Origin of the sequence: Novipirellula aureliae, assembly GCF_007860185.1 — a bacterium.
In the GTDB taxonomy this organism is placed as follows: Bacteria; Planctomycetota; Planctomycetia; order Pirellulales; family Pirellulaceae; genus Novipirellula_A; species Novipirellula_A aureliae.
Genome location: NZ_SJPY01000001.1, coordinates 472515 through 484325 on the forward strand (window position 1 = coordinate 472515; position 11811 = coordinate 484325).

7 protein-coding genes are annotated in these 11811 nt (G+C 54.2%); 4 read left to right on the forward strand and 3 right to left on the reverse strand.

The annotated features are described in order from the left end of the window. Nucleotides 1-34: 34 nt before the first annotated feature. Together Q31b_RS01860 and Q31b_RS01865 are read right to left on the reverse strand one after the other, a co-directional pair. Nucleotides 35-1300, reverse strand: a complete 1266-nt coding sequence (locus tag Q31b_RS01860) for a redoxin domain-containing protein (RefSeq protein WP_231617229.1) — start codon at nucleotides 1298-1300, stop codon at nucleotides 35-37. A 147-nt stretch (nucleotides 1301-1447) separates the two neighbouring features. Then, a complete protein-coding gene (locus tag Q31b_RS01865) occupies nucleotides 1448-2380 on the reverse strand; it encodes a hypothetical protein (RefSeq protein WP_146597965.1) in 933 nt (310 codons plus the stop codon). Between the two features lie 343 nt (nucleotides 2381-2723). On the opposite strand from Q31b_RS01865, the gene Q31b_RS01870 reads away from it, so the two are divergent. From Q31b_RS01870 to Q31b_RS01880, 3 genes are all read left to right on the forward strand, one after another. Continuing rightward, the gene (locus Q31b_RS01870; RefSeq protein WP_146597966.1) at nucleotides 2724-3284 is read left to right on the forward strand and encodes a DUF2760 domain-containing protein; all 561 of its coding nucleotides are present in this window, start codon (nucleotides 2724-2726) and stop codon (nucleotides 3282-3284) included. Nucleotides 3285-3291: 7 nt separating this feature from the next. Beyond that, the gene (locus tag Q31b_RS01875) at nucleotides 3292-5097 is read left to right on the forward strand and encodes an Hsp70 family protein (protein WP_146597967.1); all 1806 of its coding nucleotides are present in this window, start codon (nucleotides 3292-3294) and stop codon (nucleotides 5095-5097) included. A gap of 348 nt (nucleotides 5098-5445) precedes the next feature. Beyond that, on the forward strand, nucleotides 5446-8340 hold the full coding sequence (locus tag Q31b_RS01880) for a hsp70 family protein (protein WP_146597968.1): 2895 nt from the start codon (nucleotides 5446-5448) through the stop codon (nucleotides 8338-8340). Nucleotides 8341-9025: 685 nt separating this feature from the next. Here the strand turns inward: Q31b_RS01880 and Q31b_RS01885 are convergent. Next, nucleotides 9026-9319, reverse strand: a complete 294-nt coding sequence (locus tag Q31b_RS01885) for a hypothetical protein (protein ID WP_146597969.1) — start codon at nucleotides 9317-9319, stop codon at nucleotides 9026-9028. A 117-nt stretch (nucleotides 9320-9436) separates the two neighbouring features. On the opposite strand from Q31b_RS01885, the gene ccoN reads away from it, so the two are divergent. Continuing rightward, nucleotides 9437-11758: a cytochrome-c oxidase, cbb3-type subunit I gene (ccoN, locus tag Q31b_RS01890; RefSeq protein ID WP_390622303.1), complete on the forward strand. Its 2322-nt coding sequence runs from the start codon at nucleotides 9437-9439 to the stop codon at nucleotides 11756-11758. The last annotated feature ends 53 nt before the right edge of the window (nucleotides 11759-11811 follow it).

Genomic DNA, 11811 nt, shown 5'->3' on the forward strand with positions numbered 1-11811 from the left:
GGAAAGTCTTGGCGACTTTCGCTACGGTGACTCCCTACTCACTTGAGGCGATTCGGCCTCCGACCGAGAGCACGTCGAGTTCATCACGGAGGCGTTTGGTTAGCTCTTCTTCGCCTGCGAAACCGAGATGCACCGATTCGATCACCCCGTTCTTGCCAATCACGACCGTTTGGGGAATGGCGTTGGCTTTGTAGCTTTCCGAGATCTTGCCACCTGCGTCCATGATCGGGTCGATATCCCACTGTTGTTGCGCGATGAACTCTTTTACTTTCCCTTCGGTTTCATCCACGTTGAGCGGCAAAAAGACGACGTCTTTATCTTGGTAGTCTTCGCTCACCTTTTGAATGATCGGTAGTGCGGCGACACAGGGTACGCACCAGGTGGCCCAAAAATCGATCACAACGACTTTGTCCTTTAAGTCATCGAGTGTCATGGTTTTGCCGTTGAGCGTTGTCGCTTCGAAGTCGGGCGCCTTTTCTCCCAGCATTGGGTGTTCGTTGACAGCACCAGCGATCGCTTGGGCGTAGTCTTCGAGTGATTCATATTCAACCGATTCTTCGGAAGGCTGAAAACGAAACAGTGAATCGGGAACCTCTCCGCTGATGCGCCAAGACAGAAAGTCAAACCGGATTTGATACTCATAGCCTTGTGGGACTCGGAGTTCTCCGGTGCTCCGGAGCATTGGGGTCAGATCGATGAGTAGTCGGAGTGGTTTCGGCGGGTTGTCTTGTGTGATCCAAAAATCCCATGTGACGGCATCGTCTTGTTCCCCTTTGAGATGAACCGCAGGCGTGACGCCACGGAACTTATCTCGATCGACAATTTCGATCGACTTCATGCCGTTAAGAAACGTGTTGGATGGATCGACGCTGGCCAGCGTCAACGCCAAGACAGGTTCGGGATAGGGGCCCATCGGCAGCGGCAGTGCAACGACGGCCTCTCTTAAACCAACGGGTTGATCGATCTTGTAGAACGCTTCGGGAGCCAAGCGAACGATCATCTCTTTTTCGTTGCCATAAATCCGCGTCCGCTGGTTCGGCTCTTTCAAGTAGATGGTGAACCGATCGGGTGATCGTGAAGCGATTTGATAGGTCGACTCTTGGGAATCGACGATTTGGCCGCCCGAGACCGATTCGGTTAGAACCTTCACCGTCGCTCGCGATGCATCGGCTTGTTCAATCGACGAAAAAAGTGGCTCGAGTACTTCGAGGACGTCATCGGGAGCGACAAACTTGGTTGCTGCCGTTTCATTGTCATCCGGCATCGTCGCGACGTCGTCCGCTGCCGATAGGGTAAGCATCGAACCGACCAGAAGAAAAGGAAGCGTGATAAGGCGGGCAGGCATAAATGACAAACTCTAGTGGGGGGCTCGCTACGAGAATTAGTGAACGTAAAAGGTGTTAGCAACGTGATGGAAACGACGCGGAACCTGAGCGAATTTCCATCCTTAGAGGAGAATTAGCAACCCGATGATGATTCCGAGCACGCCGCCGGCGACATTGGTCGCGATAACGATAGGGGTTTTTACCGTTGTCGTACCGTAGAATTCACGTGGCCTTTGCTGGTGCAGATAGACCCAAGTGAGTGAGCTGATACAAATTGACGCGATTGTGATAATGATTTCAGCGATGTTCAGATCTGTTAACAGATCATCTGCAAGTGAGAAAAGATAATAAATGACAGTAAAAGAGTAGGAAAGAAGTAGGACATACCAGCATACTTTGTTTCGAATGAAGCACGATGCGCAAACGGCTATTGTCCACACCCACACTGCCCAAAACAGAAACACGATCACGGTAAGGACGGTGGAAAAATTTTCCATTTCGGGGTCCAAATGTTCCCGAATATCCGCCTCGCTAAAAAAGATACCAAGCCAAATCAGAGTAAAAAACAGGGCAATAAGGAAAAACAATCCAGAATACAAAACATTGATCACACCCACTGCAATCAACAGTCCTGGCCGAGCACCGGCACTTTGGTCGTGTTCCGAAGCGGTCGGCCCGTATTGCTGCATGAGCTTACCGCCAGCCGATGGAGCGGATGCGACCGCACTGCTAGGCCGATGTACTGGTGTCACGCCTTGCAAATCCTTCTCGTTCAGTTCATCGAACAGCCCCGCATCGAGTCCACCAAAGTTGCTTGCGGCTGCTGGTGGTTGCGGCCGTGCCGCTGGCTGTTGAGGATGTGCCGCAGCAGGCCTTTTCGCCTGGGGTCGAGGGGACGATTGACCTCCCGCTGCTGGACGTCCCGCTGCTGGACTGCCCGCTGCTGGACGTCCGGGTGCCCGCAGCTTCTTGCCGCAGGAGCATTGGACGATTTTGCCTGCAGCGGTTTCCGGAATGTTTAGAACCGCGGCACAACCGGGACACTTGATCTTCATAATAGCGGAAAAGTTAGGCGAAAAGAGAAGGCGAAGGATTTGTGTCCCACAAGCGATCAGTCAAGTCAGACGTCTATCTTACACCGACACCCCCGTCTTCGCGCCCGGCTTTTCAAAATGCTAGATTTTTTTCAAGTTGTACAAGGGGCTACAAGGGGCAAAGCCTGGACTAGGTATACAGAAGGGCCTTTGGCCCGGAGCGATGTCTAGACCCAACGCGTCCAAAACTCTCGGGCGAGTTCCCCTACTGCGGAATTCTCACACCTTGTGGCCTTCCCGCTTGACGGGGCGGCCAAGTTTGCCAAGCTGTATCCTTTTTACCTGATAAAACCTGGGGAAAACCATGGGATTGGGCATCGCATTACGAGCCTTTTCAGCAGCTCTCTTCAACAAACAGGCGGCGGATAAAATCCGCAAAGCGCTCGATCAAGAGATCACACAGGCCGAAGAACCAAAACTACCGGCTCCCGCCCCCAAGCCAGTTGAATCGCCTAAACCAGCAACATCCGTGCGCAGTGATGCGGTCACGTTGCTGTCGGCACTCCAGCGTGAAGCCAGGCTGATCGATTTGGTCCAGGAGGATTTGGCAAACTTTTCCGACGCCCAAGTCGGTGCCGCCGCACGACCGTGCCTGACCCAATGTGCCTCGACATTGGCAAGGTTGTTTGAATTGAAGCCCGTTGACGATTCGGGCGAAGGATCGCTTGTGCAGGTGGATGCCGAGAATTCGATCGCACGCTATCAATGGTTGGGCGAAGGCGGGCAGAGCGAGCAAACGAGCACTGCGGGGAAATTGGTCCACCAAGGCTGGCAAGCCACGAAAGTTGAACTGCCTCGGTGGACGGGCCGCGACGCCGATGCGACCATCATCGCTCCTGCTCAAGTGCAAAGATCTAACGGATAAATTAACGATGAAACCTACCTACTCGATCGGCATTGACTTAGGAACCACCCATTCGGTTCTCGCCTACAGTCGGCTGCAGGATACTGCCGATATTCAGCTATTGAGGATTCCGCAAATCGTCCAGCCGGGGCAAATCGAAGCACTCCCATCGCTGCCGTCCTTTTTGTACTTGCCTCGCGAGGGTGAGATCGATTCATTGCGAACGCCGTTTGAACAGGACCCAGGTCGTGGGATAGTCGGAGCCTATGCACGCAGCCAAGCGGCCGAGAACCCTCAGCGGGTAGTCGTGGCAGCCAAGAGTTGGTTGTGTCACAGTAAAGTGGGTCGCACCGATGCCGTTTTGCCTTGGCAATCGCCAGCAGAAGTACCGAAGGTTTCCGCTTACGATTGTACGCGGCGTTTTTTGTCGCACTTAGTCGCTGCATGGAATACCGAGCACGCCGATGAACCGCTCGTCGATCAGCAGGTCGTTTTAACCGTGCCTGCATCATTTGCTCCGGCGGCCCGTGAATTGACGCGGCAAGCGGCCATCGATGCGGGCTTGCCGGAATCGTTTGTGCTGCTCGAAGAACCACAAGCAGCCGTTTACCGTTGGTTGTCGGCTAAGGGTGACGATTGGCGAAAAGCACTCAAGCCAAACGACGTCATGCTGGTTGTCGATGTCGGCGGTGGGACAACCGATTTGACGCTTGTGACCGTTTCGGAGATTGACGGGGAATTGAACCTGCGGCGGTTGGCGGTCGGCAATCATTTGCTGCTCGGCGGTGACAACATGGATCTGGCTCTGGCTCACTTCGTTAGTGGGCGCTTCTCGGAGCAGGGACACGACTTGGATCCTTGGCAAAGTATTTCGCTTTGGCACGCATGTCGTCATGCCAAAGAACAACTGCTAGCGATTGGCGGCCCTGACAAACAAACCGTGTCGATACTCGGCCGCGGCAGTTCCTTGATTGGTGGCACGGTGTCAACGGAGCTAACCCGACCTGAAACCGCCGAGCTGATCGTCGACGGATTCTTTCCGAAGTGTCGTCTCGACGACCGTCCCGAGAAGAACGTCGCGTCTGGTTTTCAAGACATCGGTTTGCCCTACGAGTCCGATCCGGCGGTCACAAAGCATGTCGCCGCCTTTCTGGCAGGGCAGGCAGCGACAGACTCAACCTCAGGCGAATCGGCTCCACTGATGCCGACGCATGTGTTGTTCAACGGGGGTGTGTTTCGCAGTGAAGTCCTGCAAACCCGAATGCAAGAAACGATCGAAGAATGGTGTGAATCGCCTCCGCAAGTGCTTGGGGGGCTCGACAATTTGGACACATCGGTCGCCATCGGAGCCGCCTATTATGGCTGGATCAAGCAAAACGGCGGCATCCGAATTCGCGGCGGCACGGCGAAATCGTACTACGTCGGCATCGAGACGGCTGGTTTGGCAATCCCAGGTGTCCCACGACCGCTGCGAGCCGTCTGCGTGGCACCGAAGGGGATGGAGGAAGGGACGGAAGCCGAAGTGCCAGGAGAAGAGGTTGGGGTGTTGGTTGGCAAGCCCGCTCAATTCCGTTTCTTTGCTTCATCGGTTCGTGCGGAGGACCATGCCGGAACGAGGCTTGAACGGTGGTCGAAAGAGGAGTTGGTGGAAATGGATCCCGTCAGTGTTTGTTTGTCCGCAGGCTCGGTTGACGCAGAGGCCGAAGCAGGGCCTTCCTTCGTACCGGTCCAGTTCCGAAGCCGAATTACGGAACTAGGGATGTTTGAACTATGGTGCCACAGCACCCGTAGTGAAGATCAATGGAAGATGGAGTTCAACGCTAGGGAAGAGTAGTGACTCGTTACAAGGCTGCTGCCGAGTCACGGGATGTATCGCAGGCTCACGAGCAGCGAGCACGGGAGGCGAGAGCCTCCTACCGTCGTGTGAGGTTGTGTAGTTTCTTCATTCATTTCAGTCAACAACTTAACAACCTCTCCCAAGCGAAGCTTGGGGGAGGTCGAACGCGGCGTCAAGCCGTCGTTCGGGAGGGGGCCTACACGATGTGCTTCGTGCAAGTGCCGTACGGGCCCCCTCCCTCGCGAACGCCTTAAGGGCGTCGCTTGACCTCCCCCGACTGCGCCGGGAAAGGCAAAAAAGGCGTAGACGCTTGGGAACACCAGGTCGATAACATAAAAAAAACAAGTGTCAAACAACTCACCAAATATCACCGACGACCTTTTGCCAGCTGCGTCTCGCTACGTGGTCGGTATCGATTTGGGCACGACGAATTGTGCGGTTTGCTTTGTCGATACAGCCGATGAATCATGGGGAGTCGAGACGTTCAAGATTCCTCAATGGGTCGATTTCGGACAACGCGAACAACGCGACACGTTGCCCTCGTTCCATTACGAGTTGACTGCGGAAGAAGCGGCCAGCGACCATCGTCTGCCTTGGCAAACCTCTCCATCGAACCACTGCGTCGGAGTTCTCGCTCGCGATGCGGGCGGACGTCATCCCGGACGGCGGGCTGCTTCGGCAAAGAGTTGGCTATGCCATGAGGGTGTGGATCGGACTTCGGATCTATTGCCTTGGCATGGTGATGCTGACGTGACTCGGCTATCGCCTGTGGAAGCGTCATCACGTTACCTCAACCACCTTCGATCCGCGTGGGACCAAGCCAATCCAGACAATCCTCTTTGCGATCAAGATGTCGTCATCACCTTGCCAGCATCGTTTGACGAAGTGGCGAGAGAATTAACCGTTAAGGCGGCAAAACAAGCTGGCCTGCCCCGAGTCTATTTGATCGAAGAACCGCAGGCCGCCTTCTACAGTTGGATCGACCGCCAAGGTGACGATTGGCAAACACGAGTCAGTCCCGGTCAATTGATCCTGGTATGCGACATTGGTGGCGGAACGACCGATTTGACATTGATCCGAGTTCGCAAGGCAGGCGAAATGGGCGATCAGGTGCAATTTCATCGCGTTGCGGTCGGAAGACACCTGATTCTTGGTGGGGACAACTTGGACCTTGCGGTTGCCCGCATGGCCGAAGCCAAACTCATTGCTTCCGGCGGGGCCGGCACGGATTCCCAACTGGCCGCCGATCAATGGGACCGTTTGGTTCAAGTGTCGCGGTCGGTCAAAGAGGTCATGTTGTCGTCCAATCGGCCTGACACCTACACGATCCATTTGCCATCCCAGGGTTCAAAACTCGTCGGTGGCTCGATGCAAGTGCAAGTTACTGCACCGGAGATTGATCAAACCCTGCTCGATGGATTTTTTCCCGATGTTTTGCTCGGCGAGAAGCCAACTTCGGGCGAAAGCGGGTTCCAGGAATTTGGGTTGCCCTATGCATCCGACCCTGCCGTCACTCGTCATTTGGCGGCATTCTTGAGTGAACATCGCCGCAGCGGGCTTGATGCTGACGAAATGGACGCTGCCGATCGGCCCGACTTGGTATTGTTCAACGGAGGTGTGATGACCGCGCCCGCGATTCGCAGCCGGATTGTGAACCTGTTGTCGAAATGGTTTGGGGAATCGAGCGATTGGAAGCCAGAGGTTTTGTCATCACCGCGGTTGGATTTAGCGGTTGCGCACGGGGCGGCCTACTACGGGATGGTTCGGCGCGGTGAAGGCGTCCGAATCGCTGCGAACTTGGGCCGTTCGTATTACATGCAGGTCGCCGCCTCAAACGCACCGAATTCCGAGGGTCCGGATCCCGACACGCAGCCCTGCCAAGCTCTGTGTTTGATACCGGGCAAAGCGGAGCCGGGCCAACGGTTCCGAGCCGACGGCAACCCGCTCAGGTTAAAGATTGGCACGCCGGTCCAGTTCCCACTCTGGGTGAGTAGCACGCGGCTAGCGGACTCGGTTGGCGAACTGGTCCAGATTGACCGTACGGAAATGTCACCGCTGCCACCGATTTGTACGGCACTCGTTCAGGGAAAAAAGCGACTCGATGAGGAAGTGAAAGTCGTTATCGAAGCGGAGTTAAGTGAAATTGGTACGATCGGATTGTTTTGCGTCGATGCGGAATCGAATAAGCGTTGGCGATTGGAATTCGACATTCGTAGTACGCTTGAAACCGACCGGGAAGCCCACACGGGCTCAGGTGAAGCATCCGGTATTATCGATGCAGAGACGATGGAACAATGCGGACATGCCATTGCGTCAGTGTTCTTGAATGCGGATTCAACGACGCGGCAGCCGCCTAACAAGTTGGTCAAGACGTTGCAATCGATTAGCGAATTGTCACGCAATCGTTGGCCGCCTTCGTTGCTTCGAGACATGTGGCAATCGCTGATCGAAAACGAGCAAGGACGGCGGCAATCGGCTCAGCATGAAGCGAGATGGTTGAATTTAGTGGGCTTCTGTTTGCGGCCTGGTTACGGCGTTGCCGTCGACGATTGGCGAGTCGCGCAAACCTGGCGAGTCATTCATGGCAAGTTAGCGTTTCCGGCACTATCGTCACGTACCGAGTCGATGATTCTTTGGCGGCGAATCGCGGGTGGGTTGACCAGTGGCCAACAAGAGCAATTGGCGGCTCCACTGATCAGCCTCTTGAAAAATAAGACGCGGCGAATCGAAGCTCACGAGGCATCCGAAATGTGGCGGATGCTGGGTGCGATGGAAAGATTGCACGTCAAGGCGAAAGTCGAATTGGGGTTGTTGGCGTTGGCTGCGATGAAGCAGAAAAAGAATGAAAATCTACGGCCAGCACTGTTGTGGGCACTCGGGAGACTGGGCAGCCGCCAAGGAGCCTACGGGCCCCTCAACGCCACCGTGCCTGTCGAAGAAGCATCGCGTTGGGCAGGCGAACTTCTCGATGGAGCCAGTTCTAGGGGTGAGGACTTGTTTGGGTTCGCCGAGAACCAAAACCTATTGTTGTTATCGATCGTCCAGATGGCTCGTAAGACAGGCGACCGCCATCGCGATTTTTCAAACCAGCGGCGCGAAGCGATGGCTGTCCAGCTTGAACTGCTCGGAGCAAACGAGCATCTCGTCAAATTGTTGACCGTGGGCGGAACGTTGCAAAGTGACGAGGAAGCCGTCATCTTCGGCGACTCGCTGCCACTCGGCATTCGTTTGATGCGCTAGGGCCAAGAACCTCCGTTCTACGATCACGCCTGCCGTCGCTTCGCGACTATTCAGAAAAGCAAGAAGACAAGACGAGTCGAGCCGTGTACATAACCAGGCAACCGTCGAACGATTCCCCAAAAATCGTCCCGCCAAAACAAAGCAAGCCACCGATAGGCGTTCTATCGATGGCTGTTCTGCGAAGACTGAATTCTCAACCGTAGGCGAGTCTCTCCGAGACTCGAAACATTGAGTGTCTAGTAGGCGAGTCTCTCCGAGACTCAAAACATTCAGCGTCTAGTAGGCGAGTCTCTCCGAGACTCGAAAGATTGAGTGTCTAGTAGGCGAGTTTCTCCGAGACTCAAAACATTCAGCGTCTAGTAGGCGAGTTTCTCCGAGACTCAAAACATTCAGCGTCTAGTAGGCGAGTCTCTCCGAGACTCGAAACATTCAGCGTCTCGGAGATACGCTGCTACGTTACGACAGGGATTTGCCAGCCAAACGAGGTCAAGATGTGCGCGTTGCTTTTAGCCAAGCGTTGACCACCGGTCGCGAAGAAGTGAAACTCACCATCGCCTTGTGAATGTAGCGACTGAACTAGCGGGAAGGTTTCGATAGGCGCTAACCAATTGTTGAGAGCCGAAAAAACGGAATAGAGTAACCAGAGAAGCGATCGAAATGGAGCTGCCGACGGAATCAGCTCCCGCTACGGGTGTGGCTTATCGTCACAGCGTCCTGCGAAGTGAGCAAATACGCACAGAAAGTGGGTTACCGTCTTCGCCAGCATGGTGGTCTTGAAAAAAATGAAATGGAATAGAACTGAAATGGCAGGAGCATCGTGATGGATACCGCTTGAAAATGTCGGTTTTCCTCGAAACTGCTTTGCACCGGCTAGGATTTTTTCGTAAATTAGCATGATAAATTCGGCTGACTTTTCCGCCTGCGACAAACTGTCGCATTGGCGAATGAGACATAATCGCTCACCTTTAGCGCAGACCATTCTCTACTCTCGCATCCATATCGGTTGTGCGTTGGAACTTATAGACTCCCAACACGTTCATTTACAAACGCGATTAGCGTTTGTGACTTTGAGGAATTAAGGAATAAAACGTTGTCGATTGAGACCCCCTCCGGCTTGTCCGCTGATCAAGACCCTAGTGAATTGGAACGGACTGGCACTCAAGAAGTGCTAGAGACGTATTCGTATGACGATGACATTGTCCGCAAATTTGCCACCGCCACCTTGGTGTGGGCGGCGATTGCCACAATCGTTGGGTTGATTGTTGCCCTGTTGTTGGTGCTGCCCAACATGTTTGGCGGATTGGAGTGGCTTAGTTTTGGCCGTCTTCGTCCGCTACACACCAATGCGGCTATCTTCGCTTTTGCGGGCAATGCGATTTTCGCTGCGGTCTACTACAGCACTCAGCGTTTATGCAAGTGCCGGATGTGGAGCGACACGCTAAGCCGTTTGCATTTTTGGGGCTGGCAAGCGATTATTGTTGCCGCAGCGATCACGTTGCCTTTGGGGATCACACAGAGTAAAGAGTACGCTGAGTTGGAGTGGCCGATTGACTTGGCGATTGCGGTTGTCTGGCTCGGCTTTTTCGGTGGCAACTTTTTAATGACGCTGATCCACCGCCGCGAACGGCACATGTATGTGGCATTGTGGTTCTACATTGCGACGATTGTGACCGTGACGGTGCTTCACGTTTTCAACAATTTGGTGATCCCGATTGGGTTGGCCAAGAGTTATCCCGTCTACGCGGGTGTTCAGGATGCGTTCATGCAGTGGTGGTATGGGCACAATGCGGTAGCGTTTTTCCTGACAACACCGTTCCTTGGTTTGATGTACTACTTCCTACCGAAGGCAGCGAACCGGCCCGTCTTTAGTTACCGACTTTCCATCATTCACTTTTGGTCGTTGGTCTTCATCTACATTTGGGCAGGACCTCACCACTTGCATTACACCGCATTACCCGAATGGGCATCGACGCTGGGAATGCTCTTTAGTGTGATGCTTTGGATGCCGTCATGGGGTGGGATGATTAACGGGCTGTTAACCCTTCGCGGTGCCTGGCAAAAGGTTGCGACGGATCCCGTTTTAAAGTTCTTTGTCGTTGGGATCACGTTCTACGGTATGTCGACATTTGAAGGTCCCTTGCTGAGTGTGAAGAGCGTCAACGCGTTAAGTCACTACACCGATTGGACAATCGCTCACGTTCACTCGGGTGCATTGGGCTGGAACGGTATGATGTCATTTGGGATGCTCTATTGGTTATTGCCTCGCTTGTTCCAAACCAAGTTGTGGAGCACCACGTTGGCATCGGCTCACTTTTGGGTTGCGACGATTGGGATTCTGCTTTACATCGTTCCGATCTATGCAGCGGGTTTGATGCAAGGTTTGATGTGGCGTGCGATGGACGAAACGGGCAACCTCGTCTATCCCGACTTTATCGAAACGATTCAATCGATCATGCCGCTATGGTGGTTGCGAGTGCTTGGTGGTTTGTTGTTCGTCAGTGGCATTTTAATGATGGCGGTGAACTGGTTCATGACTTGGTCGACTCGCCCGGCGGTATATGAGGTGCCTGTCTATCAATCGCCTCGATTAGCGGCGAAGTATGAAGAAGTCGAGCCAACGCAGAAGAGCAATCTGGAAGACGTGCCGGTACTCGATACGGCACGAAGTTTGGAAATCTGGTCGCGAATGGGCTGGCATCGACGTTGGGAACGTTTGCCTGTGCGGTTTACGATCCTTGCGACCTTGGCAGTGGTCATTGCCAGTTTGTTCGAGATCATTCCGACGTTTTTGATTCGCAGCAACGTGCCAACCATAGCAACGGTCAAACCTTACACGCCTCTCGAATTAGCCGGACGGGACATCTTCGTTTCGGAAGGTTGTTACAATTGCCATTCGCAAATGATTCGTCCCTTTGTGGCCGAAACCAAACGTTACGGAGAATACAGCAAGCCTGGCGAATCGATCTACGATCGTCCCTTCCAATGGGGCAGTCGTCGGATCGGTCCCGACTTGGCTCGAGAAGGTGGCAAGCAGAGTAGTTTGTGGCACTGGTTGCACTTTGAGAATCCCGAGCAGGTATCTCCCGGAAGTGTGATGCCGAGCTACATTCATCTGTTGGAAACGTCGCTGAACTTCGAACGCACGAAAGACCGTGTTTGGGCGGCTCGAACGCTCGGTGCACCATACGATTTCGAATTAGAGGAAGCACCCCAGATGGCTCGTAAACAAGCCGAATCCATTGCAGCCGACATTGTTTCTCAGGGCGGACCGGTGTCGCGCGGTGGCGTGATGACACTCGATTCGCAAGCGGTTGCCTTGATCGCTTTCTTACAACGCGTCGGCATCGATATCTTCGCTGCGCCCGAGACGGCTGCGGATCCAGCCGCAGAACCCGAGGCGGAAGTCGCCAGCCGTTAAGAACGTAGCCCAGGCTTCCAGCCTGGGGCACACTACACCCAGGCTAGAAGCCT